Origin of the sequence: Rubripirellula lacrimiformis (assembly GCF_007741535.1) — a bacterium.
Taxonomy (GTDB): domain Bacteria; phylum Planctomycetota; class Planctomycetia; order Pirellulales; family Pirellulaceae; genus Rubripirellula; species Rubripirellula lacrimiformis.
In genome coordinates this window covers 5,450,711-5,470,078 of record NZ_CP036525.1, presented here as the reverse complement: position 1 = coordinate 5,470,078, position 19,368 = coordinate 5,450,711, and the positions used below count along the sequence as shown (strand labels likewise).

The 19,368-nt window shown below is 57.3% G+C and carries 10 protein-coding genes and 1 tRNA gene; 6 read left to right on the top strand and 5 right to left on the bottom strand.

Going from position 1 to position 19,368, the window contains the following annotated elements; translation table 11 throughout:
- The first annotated feature begins 397 nt into the window (after positions 1 to 397).
- Complete coding sequence (locus K227x_RS19215) at positions 398 to 1,399, top strand: Lpg1974 family pore-forming outer membrane protein (protein WP_145172039.1); 1,002 nt, start codon at positions 398 to 400, stop codon at positions 1,397 to 1,399.
- A gap of 494 nt (positions 1,400 to 1,893) precedes the next feature.
- Here the strand turns inward: K227x_RS19215 and K227x_RS19210 are convergent, their stop codons facing one another.
- The 4 genes from K227x_RS19210 to K227x_RS19195 form a co-directional block, all read right to left on the bottom strand.
- Positions 1,894 to 2,820 (bottom strand): ABC transporter ATP-binding protein, encoded by a 927-nt coding sequence (locus tag K227x_RS19210; RefSeq protein ID WP_145172037.1) that lies wholly within the window; start codon positions 2,818 to 2,820, stop codon positions 1,894 to 1,896.
- Positions 2,821 to 2,924: 104 nt separating this feature from the next.
- The gene (locus K227x_RS19205) at positions 2,925 to 5,408 is read right to left on the bottom strand and encodes a hypothetical protein (RefSeq protein ID WP_145172035.1); all 2,484 of its coding nucleotides are present in this window, start codon (positions 5,406 to 5,408) and stop codon (positions 2,925 to 2,927) included.
- Positions 5,409 to 5,553: 145 nt separating this feature from the next.
- Positions 5,554 to 5,880, bottom strand: coding sequence for a DUF6793 family protein (locus tag K227x_RS19200; protein ID WP_145172033.1), 327 nt, complete (start codon positions 5,878 to 5,880; stop codon positions 5,554 to 5,556).
- Positions 5,881 to 6,579: 699 nt separating this feature from the next.
- Positions 6,580 to 7,026 carry a hypothetical protein gene (locus tag K227x_RS19195; protein WP_145172031.1) on the bottom strand — a complete coding sequence of 149 codons (447 nt, stop codon included), beginning with the start codon at positions 7,024 to 7,026 and terminating at the stop codon, positions 6,580 to 6,582.
- 16 nt (positions 7,027 to 7,042) lie between these two features.
- Between K227x_RS19195 and K227x_RS19190 the strand changes: the two genes are divergently transcribed.
- The 5 genes from K227x_RS19190 to K227x_RS19170 all read left to right on the top strand — a co-directional run bounded on the left by K227x_RS19190 (position 7,043) and on the right by K227x_RS19170 (position 17,672).
- A tRNA-Asp gene (locus K227x_RS19190) sits at positions 7,043 to 7,116 on the top strand.
- An 851-nt stretch (positions 7,117 to 7,967) separates the two neighbouring features.
- Complete coding sequence (locus tag K227x_RS19185; protein WP_218933380.1) at positions 7,968 to 10,517, top strand: DUF7133 domain-containing protein; 2,550 nt, start codon at positions 7,968 to 7,970, stop codon at positions 10,515 to 10,517.
- A 755-nt stretch (positions 10,518 to 11,272) separates the two neighbouring features.
- Complete coding sequence (locus K227x_RS19180; RefSeq protein ID WP_145172027.1) at positions 11,273 to 11,524, top strand: hypothetical protein; 252 nt, start codon at positions 11,273 to 11,275, stop codon at positions 11,522 to 11,524.
- 791 nt (positions 11,525 to 12,315) lie between these two features.
- Positions 12,316 to 16,320, top strand: coding sequence for a beta strand repeat-containing protein (locus tag K227x_RS19175; RefSeq protein ID WP_145172025.1), 4,005 nt, complete (start codon positions 12,316 to 12,318; stop codon positions 16,318 to 16,320).
- On the top strand, positions 16,317 to 17,672 hold the full coding sequence (locus K227x_RS19170; RefSeq protein WP_145172022.1) for a tetratricopeptide repeat protein: 1,356 nt from the start codon (positions 16,317 to 16,319) through the stop codon (positions 17,670 to 17,672). Before K227x_RS19175 ends, K227x_RS19170 begins: the two co-directional genes overlap by 4 nt.
- A 252-nt stretch (positions 17,673 to 17,924) precedes the next feature.
- Here the strand turns inward: K227x_RS19170 and K227x_RS19165 are convergent, their stop codons facing one another.
- Positions 17,925 to 19,298 (bottom strand): MFS transporter, encoded by a 1,374-nt coding sequence (locus K227x_RS19165; RefSeq protein WP_145172020.1) that lies wholly within the window; start codon positions 19,296 to 19,298, stop codon positions 17,925 to 17,927.
- Between the last annotated feature and the right edge of the window lie 70 nt (positions 19,299 to 19,368).

The window sequence follows — 19,368 nt, the reverse complement described above, 5'->3', positions numbered from 1 at the left end:
AGATGCTGCAAAACAATCGCGAGCGAGAAAGTTCGAATCGACGTTCGGTCCCTTTTGCCTTTGCTTGCAAAAGGTGAGACGCCACAACAACTGGATCTATCGACTGTCAAACGCTTTGCGTCGAACCGCATCTTTCTTGGGACGCTGGAATCGGGAATCGCCATCAAATTGACGCCGCGGATTTGATCAAATTCGGACAATCGGACCGTCGGGCAAGTTTCACGGTCTTCCGGCTGGCTCGGGGGACGGCAAGTTTGACGATTCTTCGGATTCTACGAATGCTGCTGCTGCTATCTGTTATGAGCCCGTAGATTCAGCACAATTGGACGTGCAGGTCGGGTCGAAACCATTACAGGAATTGAATGTTCATGTCACGATTTGTTGGACCGGTTTGAAAATGCGTTACAAGAACTACCTCGTCGCTTGCATGATGCTTGGCTGCGCGATGTCATCCGTCGTTTTGGATCACGTCCAGGCGGCGGCGTCCGATGCCGAGCTCCAAGGTCCTTATCAGTTCACGATGGACGATACGGACGCGACCGTCAGCCATCACGAAGCGGACATTCTTCGCCAGTCGTCGCAGAGGTGTCGCCATGAATGTCCCTCCAAAGCAGGTCTGTTCGGCGAATCGGAGGTGCTGTTCTTCCACTACAATCGCGCCGATGGCAACCGATCAGGGAACTACAGTTTGAACCCCAACGTCGATAGCGATGACGTCGATTTTGACATCGAAGCATCTCCCCGACTGACGCTGGGTTATCGAACCGTCGATGGACTGGGGTTTCGCGCCCGCTATTTCGACTATAGCGCCGAAGCGGCCGCCACCTTTGATACCGTCGATGCGTCGATGTCGGTGGAGACCTACACGCTGGACTTCGAAATCTTTGACCGGTTCAGTTTCGGCCGCGACTGGACGTTCGAACTAAGTGGCGGTGTGCGGTACAACGAGTTCGTCGAAACGATGGTCAACTATTTGCCAGTGGCACCGATTCGCGAAAACATCTTTCGAGGTTTCGGCGGCATTGTCGGTGGCGAGGCGCAGCGATCGATCGGATTGGGCTGTGCTTTCTATGCACGCGGTCGCGGAGCAATCTTGACCGGTGACAAGAAGGTCAACAACGGCGTCGGTGGAACCCCCGACGAATCCGTTCGGTTGACCGAATCGATCTTCAGCGTGATGGAGTTGGCGTCCGGGCTGCAGTATTCACGCGGCCTGTTCAACGACGCTGTCCAAGTGCAGCTTCGCGGTGGCTATGAATGGCAGTTGTGGACTAACTACAGTTCGTCCTTCGACGCGATCACCAGTGTGTCCAGCACACCCGGTATCCTGCCTTCGTTCGGTGGACCGGCTGATGTCGGATTCCACGGTGCCACGATGGGCATGACCTTGTCGTTCTAAACGATCAGCCCAGCGCCCGGTAGCGAAGCTCGCCAAGAGCTTCGGCCTCCGCTTCTCCCGTCGCGAAGCCCCAGCGTCCGGTAGCGAAGCTCGCCAAGAGCTTCGGCCTCCGCTGCTCCCGTCGCGAAGCCCCAGCGTCCGGTAGCGAAGCTCGCCAAGAGCTTCGGCCTCCGCTGCTCCCGTCGCGAAGCCCCAGCGCCCGGTAGCGAAGCTCGCCAAGAGCTTCGGCCTCCGCTTCTCCCGTCGCGAAGCCCGAGCGCCCCGTAGCGAAGCTCGCCAAGAGCTTCGGCCTCCGCTTCTCCCGTCGCGAAGCCCCAGCACCCGGTAGCGAAGCTCGCCAAGAGCTTCGGCCACCGCTTCTCCCGTCGCGAAGCCCGAGCGCCCCGTAGCGAAGCTCGCCAAGAGCTTCGGCCACTGCTTCTCCCGTCGCGAAGCCCACGTCTGCCGGGCTATCACCGGCCACGGCCGGATCTTTTGGCAAGTTGTTTTACTCGCTAACTTACCAAGCCCTTCGTCACGGTCATGAAGACATCTTCCAGGGTTGGGTCGCGGTCATTGAACGATTTCATCCGGACACCTGCACGGATCAATTCTTCCAACAACAACGCAAGTCCTTCGTCGTCCGTCTCCAGTTCTGCGACCACGCGGCTTGGCAGGATTTCAAGCGACCGCAGTGATTCGCTGCTTCGCAGGATCGACAGGCCCGCTTCATTGCCCGAGATGAACTGAATTTCGACGATTCGGTTGCGGCGAATTTGTTGATACACGCTGTCGATCGGTCCGTGCATCAACAGCTGCCCACGCTCGATGATTCCAATCGATGTGCAACAGTCGGCAAGTTCCGTCAAAATGTGACTGCTGATCAGGATCGTCTTTCCCATCTTCCGCAGTTCTTTTAGCAGTGCCTTCACTTCCACGCGGGCGCGAGGATCCAATCCACTGGCCGGTTCGTCCAGGATCAACACCGGCGGATCGTGGACTAGTGTCTTCGCCAGGCACAAACGTTGTTTCATCCCGCGTGACAAACCGTTGACGAAGTCGGTTTTCTTGTGCGACAGATCCAGTAGTTCCAGCACGTTGTCGATGATCTGTTTGCGTTCGGTTCGACCAATTTTGTACGCGACGGCGAAGAAGTCCAGGAATTCCCACACTCGCATGCCGTCATAGACGCCAAAGTTGTCGGGCATGTACCCGACCGCTTGTCGAACTCCCACCGGGTCGCCCATCACGTCACATCCGGCGACCATTCCGCTGCCCCGCGTTGCCCGCAGCAGCGTGGCCAAGAAACGAATCGTGGTGCTCTTGCCAGCCCCGTTTGGGCCGATGAATCCGAATACCTCGCCGGCGTCAATTTGCAGATCGATGTTTTCGACCGCTGTGAAATCGCCGTAGTCTTTTCCAAATCCGCGAAGCGTGATCATCGATTGTCTCTGTAGGTTAGCGGCGTGGTGTTTTGGCGAAGTTGGTTCAGCAGCGGTGTCTCGGTAACCGGATGGCAGCGGTATCAGTCGCCGCGGCCGAACCGTTATTCTGCGGGTTGCGAATCCAATTCGCTATCGCCCAGTCCTCGGCGAACTGGTTGCAGATCGGACAATAGATTGGCGTCGGGTTTTCCGAGGGCGATCGCAGGGTGCTGCAGGTGCACCAGGACGATGGTCTGTGCGTTGACTTGGTTGGCCTTCGGTTCGATGGACATTCCACCCATGGCGGTATCGATTCGTCCGACCATTCGAATCGATCCTGGCGCCATCATCGACGGTGACCCCAGACGCTGCATCAGTGTGGAAGTTTGCATTGGAAGTTCGCCGCTGAATGCAATCTCATTGTCATCCCGGAATCGTAAGGTAACGTTCGCCGATGGCCCCAGCAGGCCAACCGACGCGACAAGCACTTCTCCGTCCAATGTCTTTTCGATCACCACCACATCCATGATTTCCAGCTGGGATTGATTCACTAATTTGCCAGCCTGATCGATGACGATCACACCGCCCACATCGATCATCTGTTCGGCATGCAGCAAACGTACCTGATTACTGCCGACGGCGACTCCGGCAAGCGATGGTCCCTCGTCATAAGACGTTTTCAACACCGGTTGGCTTTGCACTTCGTTGCGTTTCAGTTCGCTGCGAATCGGCAGGGCAACACCGTCGGTGGTTTCGAAGTCCATCTGATAGGTGCTGGATAACGAGTTGTAGATTGCGTCGACACGGCAAAGGTGTCCTCGCGGATAATCGGTTTGCAGTTCCAGCAACGCCAATTCCGTCTGGCTGCGTGCGAATCCGATATCCAGACGGGCAGCCCGTGCGACCCAAATCGCTCCCACCAACGCGATCACTGGGACGGCCAACCATGCGTATTCCAATCGTCCCATCAATCGGAAAACAATGAAGTTGATCGGCACCAACACCAACAGGTAGTACCCGAGCGAACGAATGACCAGAGTCGACTTGGGGATTTCGATGCCCGATTCGCTACGCAGGACATCGCGAAATGCGGACATCACTTCACTGGTGTCGGTCCATCCGCCGACGCCGGTGGCGGCATCGACAAGCGTGTAGGGATCGCTGGAACGGGGCGGGAGTGATTTTTGGATGGGGCGTTCGCTCGATTCCGACGCCGCGATCGGTTGGTCATCCTGCGCGGCGGCATCGTCCCGCGATTCGCCGCTGACTTCCGAATCGAAGAACACGTCCAACTGCATGACGCCCGGACGGCCCAAGCGAGAATCTCGCGATGCGATTCGAAAATGAGTGTTGGCGGATGCATCAACGGTCAACTTCCCCGATGCAGTGTCCATCAACCGGACCGCTCCGCCCGGTTCTCGAAAAAAGCGGCGGGGAGAACGGTTCAGGATCGCCCCGTTAAAGAAACTGTCGAACGACCACCAATCGACCAACCAATCGCTGGTCAAATCAACGCGTGACTGAGTCACACAGCCGCGACCGATCTTTCGTCGCAAAATCAGGTTGCCGCTGCCCGAAAGCGATTCCGCATCCTCGGCCAGTGCCCCGTCGACTGCGATCCGGCCCGATTGGCCCTCTAGGATGGCGATCTGCTTTCCGGTGGATGTGTCCGTTTCGACTTGCCAAGATTGCAGCAGTTGTTTGCCGTCATCGGTGTCCAATTCGATGTGGCCGCTGGGCTTCATCGGCAAAACTTCGCTCAGTGTCCCGCGGGACAACGCATCGGCCGCTTCGGGACCGTTGACGATCAATTGTCCGCCAAATCGGATCCAATCCGCCAAAGCGCGGCGTTGGTCTGGCATCAGCACGTCTTCGGGCACATCATCCCAAATCACATAGGCAGTGTTGGTCCAGTCCAACATCGTTTCCGCAATCGAGACGATGTCTTTGGTGGATGCAACCACGATGCGATAATTGGCCCCGTCCAGCGGGAAGTCCAGCTTGTCGTGATACGGTTTGATCCAGTCGGCTCCGCGAAGTTTGGTGAATCGCTCGGGCCGCTCGGTCAAAATGACAATGAAGTATTCCTCGGGCGACATCGCGATGAATGGCGTCGTCGGGATGGTGACCGTGCTGGACCGTCCGGTCGTGACCAGTCGACCACCTAGGATGCTGGTCTTGCGACTGCCACCGTCGGGTACCGGTGGCAAGATCCGATAATCGAATCGTCGAAGTTGACCCTTCGGCAATACGACGGGCCTGGAATTGACGACCGAGCCGGAGCTGGAATTCAGTCGACCTGTGCTCAGATCGCTGCTATTGGTTCCCGCGCGGCTGATCAATTCGCCGCGAACGTCGTCCAGGTTGCTCTTGATCCCCACCGACGCAGTGATCCAATGTCCTGGCTTCAGTGCTCGGCCTGCCGGTACACCGCCGTCGGTCAAAATGCCGGCGCTGGGAAATGGGTCGGGCGACTGGATCGTGAACGCATCCAGTGGTGCCTGTTCCTGTTCTTCTTTCCTTGCATCCGGATCGCGGCGGCAGCCGTCGCATCCGACGATCAGCGGGACGCAAATCAGCATCAACAGAGTGGATAGACGCGGCATTTCGAGGCGAGTTCCGTAACGAGCGGCACGCCAGAGGCAACGGCCAGCCGGCTGAAGTCGAATGAAGAAGGAATATCGGATGGCAGCACAGGGGCGCAAGTCGATGCGCGGTCGACGATTCTCGACGACCAGAGCGTCCTTCGTGTTACCAGCCCATGACCATATTGGATTCGATCGCTCGTCGAGCGGATTCCAGATCGCTTCCTGTTTCCATGCGATACAGACGAATGGCGTTGACCTTGTCACCAGCACTTCGGCTCAGGCAATCGCGAGCCACTAGGCAGGGGTCAATTTTGGTCGTCGTTAGCCCCAAGACGCCCTTGCTGATGACCCAGGTGTCCCGTGGCCGCTTGGTCAGACGTAGCACCTCGTCATGCGGATAAGCATCCGCGACGACTTCGCGAGCTTCGTCTTCTCCTTCGGCCCAAGTGATGATGATGTGCGCCTCGGTTTCAATCTCGAACAATGGCATCGACGGGCTCCTGAAGAGGGTTTGTGGGATGAAAGTTGGTGCATGGCGGATCCCAATCACAACGTCCTGTCGCCCAACAAGGGGCGAGGCCAGGGGACCCACCGACTGAAGCCATCATACCGGGGCCGTGCCAGGCTCGTCCAACGGTTCGGACGGCCGCGTTACGATCGCCCGGATAAACTGATCACCTGAGCAAGCGAGTCACTTGGGCAAACGAGTCACTTGGGCAAACCGGTTGCCAGAGCAGATGGGGCGCCAGAGCAGTTGCGGCGCCAGGGCAGTTGCGGCGCCAGGGCAGTTGCGGCGCCAGAGCAGTTGCGGCGCCAGAGCAGTTGCGGCGCCAGAGCAGTTGCGGCGCCAGAGCAAATGGGGCGCTAGGGCAAACGATTCAGCAAGGGGATTCTGGAGTGCTTCCCTCCCGCGGAACGCAGCCCGCATGGGCGGCTCTAGAAATGTTGGCCCTGTATCCCGAGTCGAAAGTCCGCATCGGATCAGTGAACGGGTGTTGGGCAGCCGGTTGGGTGGCGTGGGCGAGCTGTATCCGCAAAGACGCATCAGCCGTGAATCGCAGAAAGAGTAAACGACACCCACATTTGTCTGTGGGAGCGATTCGTTGTTTCCCGCCTCGGGGTGTTTCACGGATCTTCACAGCAGTGATTCGTGTGCAAAGACAGGCGGTAACGACAGCGGTGAACGTGTTTAGTTGATTTTGTGGCCGCGAAGGCACAGAAAACCGAAGGCCACGGACGACGCCGAGACGATGCCCCACTGCCAGGTGTTCATTGAATTGAAGTAGCGGGTCAATTCGGCCCACGCGTCGAAGAACCAAAGGGTTATCGAGAAGGCCACTAGTTCAGGGATCATGGCAATGTTGGGATTGATCGCGAGTGGGACGGGAAAGAGCAGCTGGAGAGGCCGATTCAGAAAAAAAATCTGGCCAGGATCCATCGCAGTAGGCAAAGTTAGGTCCCAAATGGCCGAGTTCACTGAAGAAAAGGTGCGAAAAAGCCCGTGTTTCGCAAACTTTCGGCCCTCAAAATCGATTCCTTTGAAACAACCGGCAAATGAGCCTTTGCCACACTTGCGAGGCTCGCGAGTGCCGATATAATTCTCGCTCAGCAGCAGCAAAAACCAAGTGCTGATCACTTCGGTGACCAGCCACGGCGCGGTAGCTCAATTGGTTAGAGCCCCGGACTGTCGATCCGGAGGTTGCGGGTTCGAGTCCCGTCCGCGTCGCTGCAAAGCCCGGCCAGAACATCAAGTTCTGGTCGGGCTTTTTTTATGGACCAACCGTCGGCTGAGCCATCTTTCAATGGACCACTCCCTGGATAAAAGCCGGCCCCTGTTCGATTCTTCCGCAGCGGCATTCTCCGTAGCCGAAGTCGCCAGACTTTGGGCGTGTAGCTCCGGTCCAATTTCTGACTAGATCGTCTCACCCCGAAATCTGAATCTGGGTGAAGCACGAACAGCCACTCGAACCACGAATGACACAAATCACACGAATAGGAAACGTCCGTAGGACGGCCTTTCCAGGCCGTCGACAATCTCAAAACAGCCACCGACGGCCTGGAAAGGCCGTCCTACGAGCACACTGGAACGCTACAAATCAGAAAAAGGTGTCAGGACTCTTTTCCAGACGAATCACTAGGCGTTCTTGTTCTTCGCAGGCGTGGGCTTGGCCGTTGGTTTGAAGTGTGGCGTCAGCGCGCGCCTTGATGGGACCACTTATGGGGAGCATCCAAGGGACCGCAGGCGTTTTGTGTCAAACGCAGCGACATCCTGTTTGGCTCCATCCGTAGTCTTTCTGGGAGATGCGTCTGTGCCGCGGCGGAAACCAGCAGACAGGGCTGGTGTGGTTTACCATGCTCTTAGCCGGGATGACTTCCATACGAGTCCATTCCGCTAGGCTGGTGCCGCGTCTGCCAAACTCGAATGCATGCGTCGGCGAGCCCCCGCCCCCGATCGATCGTCCGCAGGGAAGGCCAAAATCCCAAACGCGAGATGACGAGCCCCCCCAGAACTTCCCCCCCCCCTTTGATTTGCTTCTGAATCGAACAGCGAACCACTTTCCAACAGGGAACATTCTCTTGACAACACGAAGCCTCGATTTTCATTTCGATCCCCGACTCGCTGCTGTTGCGAGATGGGGTCTGCTGCTGTGCTGCATCGTCTCGCCCTTGTATGGCGATGATGACCTGCCGGGCGGTGGTCAGGCGACACCCGTGGATTCGATTTCTTTGCCCGCCGGCTTTCACGCTCAATTGCTACGGTCTGCCAAGAAAGGCGAAGGGTCGTGGATCAGCATGACGTTCGACGATCGAGGCCGAATCATTCTGGGACGCGACAAACGAGGTGTGGTCAGGTTGTCATTGAGCGACGATCGGGGGCGAGTGGATCGCTTGGAAGTGATCGAAAACACGTTGCGGCATTGCCGCGGAATTCTCTGGGCGCACGACAGTCTGTACGTGTGTGCGACGGACGCCAGCGGCTTGTACCGGTTGCGCGACACTAACGGTGATGACCAGTTTGATTCCACACAGGAAATCAAGGCGTTCGATTACCAGAGTCGCTATGGGCACGGTCCCAACCAGATTGTGTTGGGCCCCGACGACATGCTGTACATGGTGAACGGCAATGACGTGGCATTTCCCGATGGTTTCGCGGTCGATTCGCCCTATCGTGATCCGCAGGATGACCATCTGTTGCCCGAATCGCGGGACGCTGTGCAGGACATTCGCGTGGGGCACATTGTGAAGACCGATCCCGACGGCAAGAACTGGGAGATCATCGCCGGAGGTTTCCGCAATCAGTTTGACATGGCCTTCAATGATGACGGCGAAATGTTTACCTATGACGCTGATATGGAATGGGATGTTGGGCTGCCATGGTACCGCCCAACTCGGTTGAATCACGTCGTCTCCGGAGGCGAATACGGTTGGCGATGGGGAACGGGCAAATGGCCGGACTATTTCGCCGACTCGCTGCCCACCACGCTCGATACCGGATTGGGCTCGCCCACGGGGCTGGAGTTCGGCACGCGGTCTCACTTTCCCCCGGCATACCGCGAGTCCTTGTTTATGGGCGACTGGCAGCACGGCCGCATTTTCCAGGTCCAATTGACACCTCGCGGTGCCAGCTATGACGGTGAATACAAAGTGTTTCTGGAAGGCGGAGCATTGAACGTTTGCGATCTGACGTTCGGACCCGATGGAGCCATGTACTTCATCACCGGGGGACGCGGTTCGCAATCGGGGCTGTATCGAGTTTCCTACGATGGCTCTGATGTCGCTGAAACCGCTGTTGTCGCTGAGAAATCACTCGGCGCCGATCAGGCTGCGCAAGCCGATCAGGCACAGCAATCAGCCGCGGCACGTGAGGTGCGACATCAGTTGGAACAATGGCACCGGATCCGTGACGCCAACGCGATTGATGTCGCGTGGCCGTATCTGAACAGCGAAGATCGAGGGCTGCGATTTGCTGCGCGACTGGCCATCGAACGCCAGGATCCGGCGCTGTGGCGTGAGCGTGCGTTGAGCGAGTCGCGGCCGACCGCGTCGATTGCTGCGATGTTGGCGTTGGCTCGACTGGGGCGTGCGGAGGATCAGTCCGAGTTGTTGGCTGCGCTGGGTCGGTTGCCACTGCCGGAACTCGGCCGAGAACATCTATTGGACGCTCTGCGGGTCTGGCAATTGAGCTTCATTCGTCAGGGGCATCCCACCGAAGCGGATCGAACGCAATCGCTGGCGAGTCTGGATCCGTTGTATCCACATACCAGCAACTATGTGAATCGCGAACTATGCCGTTTGCTGATCTACCTGCAGGCGCCGGACGTGGTACCGCGCACGGTCGAGTTGATCCGCACGGCGATCAGTCAGGAAGACGTCATCTTCTATTCACAGCGACTGGCTCGTGTTTCCGAGGGCTGGACGACAGAGACGCGTGAGTCGTTTTTCGATTCGCTGCTGGCTGCTCGCAGTTATCAGGGCGGAAAGCTGTTGAGCGATTCTCTGCAACATATTCAAGAAGATGCGATCGCTACATTGACCGCTGCTGAACAGAAACATCTGAAACCTCGACTGGACATGCTGGCAATGGCAGTCACGGAACCTGGCGGACAGCAATCGCCTGCGGCCCCGTTGGTCAAAGAGTGGACGTGGGAAACATTGGAAGCTGAACTGCCAAAGGCGCGTCGCGGTCGGTCATGGGAACAGGGCCGCGCCGCATTGGCCAAAGCACAGTGCATGAAGTGTCATCGTATCAACGAACAGGGCAATTCCACTGGACCGGATCTGACCCACGTCGGACGCCGTTTTGACCAGCGCGCTCTGCTGGAATCGATCGTCCAGCCGTCCAAAGTGATTGACGAGAAATATCGCCTCAGCACTTACCTACTGGACAGCGGGGTTTTAGTCACCGGGCGACCGATCGGCGTATCCTCCAACGCGATCACAGTCCAGACTGATTCGCTTCGCGCTGGAACAGTGGTATTGAACCGGGCGGAAATCGAACAAACATCGCCGGCCGGTCTTTCGCCCATGCCGACCGGTTTGATGAACGTGCTGACGTTGGATGAGATACTGGATGTCTTGGCGTACCTGAAGTCCGGTGGCGACCCGCAGGCTGCTGTCTATGAATAGAACCCATCACCCGACGATAGGACGCTGAATAAGAACCGTTTTAGCCCGGTCGCTTCGCTGATTTCGGGAAGATGGTGTTGAGGTGTTGTTGAATTTTTGGAAACGAGGATTGAACCACAGAGGCATGAAGAACACGGAGGTTGTTGGGATGGGATGGGATGGGATGGGGAAGGGGATAAAAGATTTTGGTCAAAGCCTTCCTCTGTGCCCCTTCGTGCCACTGTGGTCAATTCTGTTTCGAATTCTCTTTCACATTCACTGATGTGCCAGCAACCAGTTTGTATCTTCCGTCGGTGACGAGTTGTTCGTCAGCTTTCACGCCGCTGGAGATCGAAAAGCACCATCAAGAAATATCGGGACTGCAGTCGTAGGATTGGCCATAATTCCCCCCCACCCGCCAATCCGACGGTCAGGAGTTCTGGCGAATCCCACTACGACGCAGGTTTGATCGTTCTCAGGACGGAGTCGTGGCCTCGTCCACCACGACGGAGACTTCCCGTGCGTTGCCAGCGCGCCCTTGCCGAAAAATGACCGGGCGGCGATCCGTCACTGTTCCCAGCGAAAGTGCCAGGCGGGCCGGTTCAACGGGGTAAAGAGGCTGGCGAGCGACCGGGAACTTGGTCGAGCCTACGCCCGATCGGTCGCCTGCAGGTAGCCGAAGCCCCGAGCGGACGGTAACGAACTACCAAACAACTCCCATCGTTTTCCTTTGAGTCGTCCCGGAAGGACTGCGGACGTTCCCGCAGATAATTGCCATGTCTATGCGAGCTGTAAAGTGGCTGTTTGTTCTGCTGATGACCAAATGGCTCTTGCTGTTTGTCATTGCAGGCCCGATAGCGGACGGACTTGGCCAAGAACTGGCGGAGAATCCTGCCGCTGCCAAGGCAATCTTGGGGGCGTTCATTGCGAGTTTCGTGAAGTGGAACGTGTTAATCGATACGGTCGCGTCAAGCGTGTGTCTGTTGGTCGCTCAGAAGCAACTCGTCCAAGCGAAAGAGTCTGCATAGCGAAGGCAGTGATATGCACCGGAGCAATGCGATGTTGCTATAGGTTGCCGTAAGACAGGATTTCTCTTTGCCGGGCACGGACGAATCGTTGGGGGCGAGGGATGTTTTCTGCAAAACGCAGCGACATCCTGTTCAGCCCCGTCTGGCATCTTTTGGGGAGATCGGACGTCTGCCGCGGCAGGAATGAGCGGGCGGGGCTGGTGTGGTTTGCGATGTTCTTAGCCGGGGCGACTTCCATACCCGTCCTTTCGGGTTGGCCGGTACCGCGTCTGCCAAACTGGAACGCACGCGTCGGCGAACCTTGGTCCGAAAAGGAACTGGCGGCGATGAGCACTTGTTCCCAGCGAGGATGTCCGTACAGATCGGTTCAATGGAGTGAAGATATTGCCGAGCGAACGGAGAGTTGCTCGAGCCTACGCCCGATCGGTCGCCTGCAGGTAGGATGCCCCCCCGATGGAAGATGGCGAGCCACGAGACAACCCGCATTCCATTGGATTCACGCCCGTTCCATTGGATTCACGCTCGACGCAATTCGTTTCTTGGACCGCTGTCGACGGAATTGTTGATTGCCCGTTGCGCCGCTGGACCGTTTAGATTCCATGTTTTCACGTCAATTCGGTTGGGCAGATGACTTCTTTCTCGGAAAAACCTCATCGTTTCAGAAATCGTTCGGCAAACTCTGGCAAGTGCTGTGAATCGGCATTACAATCCCCCCCGTCGGCTTGGGGCCCCCGGTGTACGGGGTTGCTGCTACCCTGCTGTCGAAGCATCTTTGAAGGCGTTGATTCACCATGAAACGTTGCTCTTCTTCTGTTCTGCAAGTCACTCGCAAAACACAGTCGCGTCGGTTGCGCCTTGCCGCCATAGCGTTGGGGCTCGGCGCGGGAACGTTCTTCGCCACCAGCGAAGCGTTATCGCAGAATATTTGGAACTCCCCGACGAACGGGACTTGGTCAGATAGTTCTAAGTGGACTCCGAACGTTGTTCCTGACGGAATCGCGATCGACGCGTTGATTGAACAAGCGGGCACCTACGTGGTCACGCTGAATGACAGTCGTTCCATCAACAACCTTACGCTCAACTCAGCCAACGCAACGCTCAGCCATACTTCGGGCACGTTGTCGCTCCATGGTGCGATCAGTGTGGCGGCCGGGCGATACGAACTCAACGGTGGAACGATCGCCGGCGGTTCTCTTGATGGCACTGGCTTGGCTTATTCCTCCGGCTCCTTGAATGGCGTTGCTGTCACGGGCGGGCTGACGTTGTCCGAACCAAACGGTTCCGTCAAGCTTTCCGGCGGAACAACCGTCGCGGGCAACATTGCGGTTGAGAATTATTCGACGTTGTATGCCGACGCATTTAATCTGACCAACCAATCCCTCACCTTAGGCGAAGTGGGCGGTGCGACGTCTGGGAGTCTTTACGTCGGCAGCGGTGGGATGACGGTCGATAGCACATCGTCGATCACGTTCCAATCCGGAAATATATATGTGGCAGGTGCATTGGCCAATGACGGTCTCCTCTTAGCTGACGGAGCCCTCGGCGGCTCGATGTACAATTACGGAGGCGCTTTTTCCAACACCGGCACCGTGACTTCGATCAACGGGGCGGACCTTGGGATCTCAACAAACAACACCACCAACACGGGAACGATGTCCGCGTCGGCGGGTTCGAGTTTGAATCTGGGTGGCGTTTGGTCCAATGTGGGCGGAACGATATCCGTCGATGGCACGTCGACGTTGAATCTCGGTGGATCGTTTGACACGGCGAACTTGGGCACCCTGAACATCACGTCCGGCGGCACCGTCAACATCACCGGCACGCAAGCCAACACCGGCAGTGCCTTCGCAGGCGGTGAAGGTTGGAGACTCAACGGTGGAACGATCACCGGCGGTTCACTCGATGGCACTGGGTTGGCTTATTCCTCCGGCACCTTGGCCGGTGTTGCTGTCACGGGCGGGCTGACGTTATCCGAAGCAAACGGTTCTGTCACGCTTTCCGGCGGATCGACCGTCGTGGACGATATTGCAGTTGAGAACTATTCGACGTTGTATGCCGACGCATTTAATCTGACCAACCAATCCCTCACCTTAGGCGAAGTGGGCGGTGCGACGTCCGGGAGTCTTTACGTCGGCAGCGGTGGGATGACGGTCGATAGCACATCGTCGATCACGTTCCAATCCGGAAACATAAATGTGGCAGGTGCATTGGCCAATGACGGTCTCCTCTTAGCTGACGGAGCCCTCGGCGGCTCGATGTACAATTACGGAGGCGCTTTTTCCAACACCGGCACCGTGACTTCGATCAACGGGGCGGACCTTGGGATCTCAACAAACAACACCACCAACACGGGAACGATGTCCGCGTTGGCGGGTTCGAATTTAAATCTGGGTGGCGTTTGGTCCAATGTGGGCGGAACGATATCCGTCGATGGCACGTCGACGTTGAATCTCGGTGGATCGTTTGACACGGCGAACTTGGGCACCCTGAACATCACGTCCGGCGGCACCGTCAACATCACCGGCACGCAAGCCAACACCGGCAGTGCCTTCGCAGGCGGTGAAGGTTGGAGACTCAACGGTGGAACGATCACCGGCGGTTCACTCGATGGCACTGGGTTGGCTTATTCCTCCGGCACCTTGGCCGGTGTTGCTGTCACGGGCGGGCTGACGTTATCCGAAGCAAACGGTTCTGTCACGCTTTCCGGCGGATCGACCGTCGTGGACGATATTGCAGTTGAGAACTATTCGACGTTGTATGCCGACGCATTTAATCTGACCAACCAATCCCTCACCTTAGGCGAAGTGGGCGGTGCGACGTCTGGGAGTCTTTACGTCGGCAGCGGTGGGATGACGGTCGATAGCACATCGTCGATCACGTTCCAATCCGGAAATATATATGTGGCAGGTGCATTGGCCAATGACGGTCTCCTCTTAGCTGACGGAGCCTTTGGCGGCTCGATGTACAATTACGGAGGCGCCTTTTCCAACACCGGCACCGTGACTTCGATCAACGGGGCGGACCTTGGGATCTCAACAAACAACACCACCAACACGGGAACGATGTCCGCGTCAGCGGGTTCGAATTTAAATCTGGGTGGCGTTTGGTCCAACCTCGACGGAACGATATCCGTCGATGGCACGTCGACGTTGAATCTCGGTGGATCGTTTGACACGGCGAACTTGGGCACTCTGAACGTCACGTCCGGCGGCACCGTCAACATCACCGGCACGCAAGCCAACGCCGGCAGCGTCTTCGCAGGCGGTGAAGGTTGGAGACTCTACGGTGGAACGATCGCCGGCGGTTCACTCGATGGCAATGGCTTGGCTTATTCCTCCGGCTCCTTGGCCGGTGTTGCTGTCACGGGCGGGCTGACGTTATCCGAAGCAAACGGTTCTGTCACGCTTTCCGGCGGATCGACCGTCGTGGACGATATTGCAGTTGAGAACTATTCGACGTTGTATGCCGACGCATTTAATCTGACCAACCAATCCCTCACCTTAGGCGAAGTGGGCGGTGCGACGTCTGGGAGTCTTTACGTCGGCAGCGGTGGGATGACGGTCGATAGCACATCGTCGATCACGTTCCAATCCGGAAATATATATGTGGCAGGTGCATTGGCCAATGACGGTCTCCTCTTAGCTGACGGAGCCCTCGGCGGCTCGATGTACAATTATGGAGGCGCCTTTTCCAACACCGGCACCGTGATTTCGATCAACGGGGCGGACCTTGGGATCTCAACAAACAACACCACCAACACGGGAACGATGTCCGCGTCAGCGGGATCGAGTTTGAATCTGGGTGGCGTTTGGTCCAATGTGGGCGGAACGATATCCGTCGATGGCACGTCGACGTTGAATCTCGGCGGATCGTACGACACGGCGAACTTGGGCACTCTGAACGTCACGCCCGGCGGCACCGTCAACATCACCGGCACGCAAGCCAACACCGGCAGCTCGTTTGCCGGCGGTGAAGGTTGGAGACTCTACGGTGGAACGATCACCGGCGGTACTCTGGATGGCAGTGGCTTGGCTTATTCCTCCGGTACCTTGGACGGTGTTGCTGTCACGGGCGGAATGACGTTATCCGAACCAAACGGTTCCGCCACACTTTCCGGCGGAACGACCGTCGCGGGCGACGTTGCGATTCAGAATTCATCGACACTTTACGTCGATCAGGCACTTACTTTCAGCGGCCAAACGGTGATGCTGGACAGCTCGGGCGGGATCGGCACGGGCACCATCTACTCTTACACCGACAATTTGACCTTTGCATCCGATTCGATGCTTACGGGAAATGGTTCTGTGTACGCCTATGGCCACGATGTGTTCTTGGATGGTGTCATCAGTCCCGGATTCAGTCCCGGCAGTTTGATCTTGGATGGCGACGGAGAATTCATCCTCGGCAGTACGGCGATGTTGAACATCGAACTTGGCGGTGTGAACCCCGGTGAATTCGACACCATCACGGCGAACCAGCTGACGTTAGGTGGCACACTGAATGTTTCGTTGTTAAGCGGCTTCACGTTGGCCGATGGGATGACCTTTGATTTTTTGACCGTCCGCAATCCGCTCAGCGGTGGCGGGATGTTTGCGGGACTTGCCGACATGGATACGGTTGCCAACTTTGGCGCCTATAACTTGCAGATCGCTTACGGAGCCGGCGACGGGAACGATGTTCGATTGTTCGCCGTGTCCGCCGTGCCGGAACCTTCTTCGATTGCGTTGTTGGTTTTGGGCAGTTTTGCCGGGGTGGTCAGCTATCGCAGGCGGCAACAAAAGCGAGCTCAAGCGTGACACGGTTCAGATCATTGGTACTAGCCGCATTCGCGATTGGATTTTTCCTGCATGGTTCAATCGCTTTCGCGGCCGTCACGTCGACGATCGGATCGTTGGGACAGTTGTCCAGTGACGCTGCCCAGGCGGATGCTCAGGTGGCCAAATTGTTAGGTCCGGCTAAAAATCTGATCGCAGCCGGAAGGGTGACGGACGCCAGAGCAAGTCTGGATGCCCTGAAGACGCATCCGGAGATTTCGGACGTCGATGTCGTCATTGCCGATTTGATGTTCGCCATGGGCCGCAACGTCGAGGGCCAGCAGTGGCTGGAGCGGGCTTCCGCAACGGAGCCCCAGCGTTTGGCGATTCACCTGGCGTTTTGCGAGCTGGCGGTGCGTCAACGCCGTTGGTTCGATGGTTGGGTGCTGGCGCGATTGGCGGCGAAGCTCGATCCGCCCGATCATTGGTCGGTAGCATTAAGGGATCGTGCCGCGAAACGGTTGATGTTGTTGAAAGCCGTTTGCTGCGAGGGCCGTGCCGACTGGACGATGGCCCGTGAAGCGTATGAATCCCTGCTAAGTTCGTCCCCGGGAATGAGCGATCCGATGAATCGCGACGTGAACGTGGGACTCGCTAGATCTTGTTTTCAATTGAAGGACTACGACGCATCGCTGGCGGCTTTAACCACACTTGTCAGCAAGAACCGGACCTTGGGAACTCCCCAACAACTCCTTGCCCAGTTCTATGAACAGAGTGAGATGATTCCCGAAGCCGACGGGGCTTACGCAAAGAGCATCGCCGAAGCCGACGAGGATCGACGTCCCTCGGTTCGCTTGGCCTATGCCAAGTTCTTGTTGCATACCAACGCGCCGGCGCAGGCGAAGCCGCTGCTGCAGGATCCAATCACCAAAATTGAAAACGCGAAAGCTCTCGAAGACGAACGATTGTATTTGCAAGCGGTGCTGGCTCGAATGGAAGGACGCTTGGAGCAATCGCAAACGATTTTGTCAAAGCTGCATCAAGATCATCCCGACTCCGTTTCGATCGCAAATCAGTTGGCGGTTATCCTAGTCAGCAACGAGGACGAAGCGATCCGAGCGCGAGCATTGCAGATCGCAGAAGCATCCGTTCGCAATGTTTCCGGTTCAGCGGACGGCTGGGCCACGCTGGGTTGGGTTCGATTGCGATTGGGTGATTTGGCTGGCGCCGACGCGAGCTTAGCTCAGTCGCTAAAGTTGGGGAAGCCGTCTCGGGACACGCTGTACTATCTATCGCAACTTAAACGTGTCGCCGGGAAAACCGAAGAAGCCGACGCGTTTGAGCGATATTACAATGCCGCGAAAGGGCCCAAGGTTTTCAACCTTGCCGAGTGATTTTGGGCAACGGATATTTTGAATCGGATTTGTATCGAGCGAAGTTGCGGGCGTGACTTGGAAACCGAACGCATTGTTCAAACCAGCAATCGGTGCGGCCTGTTTTCGCTCCCGTTTGTGAATCGCGAAAATTGCTTGCAAGACGCTGAATCGCCTGTGTTGAGAAACAGGTGCCAGGACTCTTTCTAGACAATCGCTCCGTGCCGATGCCCTCGCGGTTTTGGCGAGAAATCGTTTGCTACGCGGATAGCGCTAAGCCTGCTCTGTTCGGTGACGAAGTAACTCGGCAGCGTCTGCAAGTGCGAAGTTGTCGGTCGATTTGCAGGCCAGTTGATGCTGGATGCCAACTAGGTCGTTGGATTCGTTGGCCCGTGGTTCGATGGGAAGGGGGGATTCGCTATCGTCTCGATTTCGCAGCTTCGACGCCAGCAGCAAGATGGTGGTGGTCGTCAGGACGAGAGAGCTAAGTGCGACTCGCAGACCGACCCATTCGGCAAGGAATCCAATGATCGGCGGGCCCGTCAGAAATCCGAAGTAGCCAATCGTGGATACGCTGGACAATGCGGCGCTGGGTGAGATCGCTTTGATCGTCCCACAGGCAGTGAAAACGACGGGGACGACGGTCGCAAAGCCGGCACCGATCAGGGCAAATCCAATCATCGCGATCGCTGCGTGCGCCGACGTGATGACGACCAATACTCCTGCCAGTGCCACGACGGCGCACAAGCGAACTTGGTTGCGAGCTCCCATTCTTGTCGACAATCCGTCGCCGACAAGTCGACCGGCGGCCATTGCGATCGCGAACGCGGCGAACCCGAGCGCGGCAACGCCTTCCCCGACACCGAGGTTTTGTCTTAGCAGTACGGCACTCCAGTCCGCCATCGCCCCTTCACCCGCCATCACGCAAAACGCGATCGCCCCGAGTACGAGGATCATTCGTCGTGCGGCGAATCGATCCATCCGTGACGGTTTTGATGGGGCAAATGGTGCAGGGTTGTCTCGATCGCTGGCATGCATTGCGTTCGACGAATCGACTGGCACGCTGTCTTTCAATCGCCTGAACACGGGCCAAGCCGCTACCGCCAAACAGGTCGATACGATCGCGAAGTGCCAACGCATTTCCGTACCAGCCAACGTGATCAAACTGCCGGCCACGGCGCCGCAGAGACCACCGATGCTCCACCAAGCGTGAATGGACGAATTGATCGGCCTTGCCAACCTTTTCTCAACAGCAACGGCTTGCACGTTCATGGCCACATCGAGCATGCCGTGAGCGGTCCCGAAGGCTAACAGAGCCATGGCAAGCGTCGCCAGGTTTGGCATCCAAGCGATCAGCGGCAACCCCACCAAATAGCCGATCGTGCTGAACAGTGCGATCGATCGGCTGCTCCTTCGCTCGCACAACCACCCTGCTAGCGGCATCGAAACCACGGCGCCCACGGCGATCAACATCAGCGCGATGCCTAGGCCACCTTCGGATAATCCAAACTGTGACCGCACCGCGGGGATCCGCGTCGCCCAATTGGCAATCAAGAATCCATTCAAGCAGAACAGACCGCGAATTCCGATTAGCTCACCGTCACCGGAAGTGGCAACGGTTACGCGCTGAAACAAGGTTTGATCCATGGGAGGCTCCTTTCCTAGGTGCTGTTATCCAAACGCCCAATGCCCAACGGCATCGGATCGATACCCGTGG